This is a genomic window from Burkholderia sp. Ac-20349, assembly GCF_017104865.1.
GTDB classification, from domain to species: Bacteria; Pseudomonadota; Gammaproteobacteria; order Burkholderiales; family Burkholderiaceae; genus Burkholderia; species Burkholderia aenigmatica.
In genome coordinates, this window is sequence record NZ_JAAGPM010000328.1 from 1 (window position 1) to 1,613 (window position 1,613).

Here is a 1,613-nt window from a genome sequence, read left to right on the forward strand (position 1 = left end):
GGCGCAAGGCGGGCGCGGGTTGCGCCGCCGGCTGGCCGGGCGGCGCCGGAACCTGAACATGTCGCGGCGGCATATTTGCTACTCTGGAAATCAGCAGGGAATGCGTTTTACCGGGGGCCGGAACCGGCGCCGACGCGCCATCCGTGCGGCATGGCGCCAGCCGCCCGCGAAGCATGAGACCGGAGACAACCTCGATGACCGAATCGACTCACGCCGTCACGAACCAGTTCGACGAACTGGTCGACTATAACCTCTTCGCGACGGACATCGCGCTGCGCGACGCGCTCACCCGCGCGGGCGCCGACTGGGCCATGCCGCAGCTCGACGCGTACGGCGCGCGGCTCGGCAGCGCCGACACCGCACGGCTCGCCGACGCAGCAAACCGCCACACGCCGGAACTGAACACGTTCGACCGGCGCGGCCGGCGCATCGATCGCGTCGACTTCCACCCGGCGTGGCACACGCTGCTCGGCCAGTACCGCCACGAAGGCTTCGTGTCGCTCGCGTTCCGCGAGTCGCGCCGCGGCCGCTGGGCCGCGACCGCGGCCGGCTTCTACCTGCATGGCCAGATCGAGGCCGGCACGCTGTGCCCGGCGACGATGACGCAGGCCGCGATCCCCGTGCTGCAGAAGGAGCCCGCGCTGTGGGACCTGCTGCGCGACAAGCTCTACAGCAACGACTACGATCCGCGCGACGTGCCGGTCGCCGACAAGCGCTCGATCTGGTTCGGCATGGGCATGACCGAGAAACAGGGCGGCTCCGACGTGCGCGCGAACACGACGCTCGCGACCGCCGTCGGCGCGGGCGGACGCGGCGGCGAATACCGGCTGCGCGGCCACAAGTGGTTCTTCTCCGCGCCGATGTGCGATGCGCACCTCGTCGTCGCGCGCACCGAAGCCGGCGGCCCGTCGTGCTTCTACGTGCCGCGCTGGCGCCCGGACGGCACGAAGAACGCGGTCGAGATCCAGCGGCTGAAGGACAAGGTCGGCAACCGCAGCAACTCGAGCAGCGAGATCGAGCTGAACGACGCATGGGGCATCATGCTCGGCGACGAAGGTCGCGGCATTCCGACCATCATCGAGATGGCCACCTACACGCGGCTGAACTGCGTGCTCGGCAGCGCGGCGATGCTGCGCCAGGGCGTCGTGCAGGCGATCGCGTACACGCGCCAGCGCCATGCGTTCGGCCGCGCGCTCGCCGAGCAGCCGCTGATGCGCACCGTGCTCGCCGATCTCGCGCTCGAAAGCGAAGCGGCCCTTTCGCTGTCGATGCGTCTCGCCGACGCGTTCGAGCGCGACGACTCGCCGCGGGAACGCGCATGGAAGCGCATCGTCACGCCCGCCGCGAAATTCTGGGTGTGCAAGCGCGCGGTCGAACTGACCGGCGAAGTGATGGAAGTGTTCGGCGGCAACGGCTATGTCGACGACGGCCCGATCGCGCGGCTGTTCCGCGAGGCGCCCGTCAACTCGATCTGGGAAGGCTCGGGCAACGTGATCACGGGCCTTTACACGCCGGACTCCGGCGAGTTCAAGCTCGACGGCACGGAATACAAGCCGACCGCGGTGCACCAGGTCGCGAAGACGGGCATCGCGCGCACGTTCCAGAACATCCGC

General features: G+C 69.5%; 1 protein-coding gene. It reads left to right on the forward strand.

What is annotated here, in order from left to right:
- Nucleotides 1-194: 194 nt before the first annotated feature.
- Nucleotides 195-1,613 (forward strand): acyl-CoA dehydrogenase family protein (locus G3N61_RS39000; protein WP_241018137.1); only part of this gene is annotated, 1,419 nt, incomplete at its 3' end.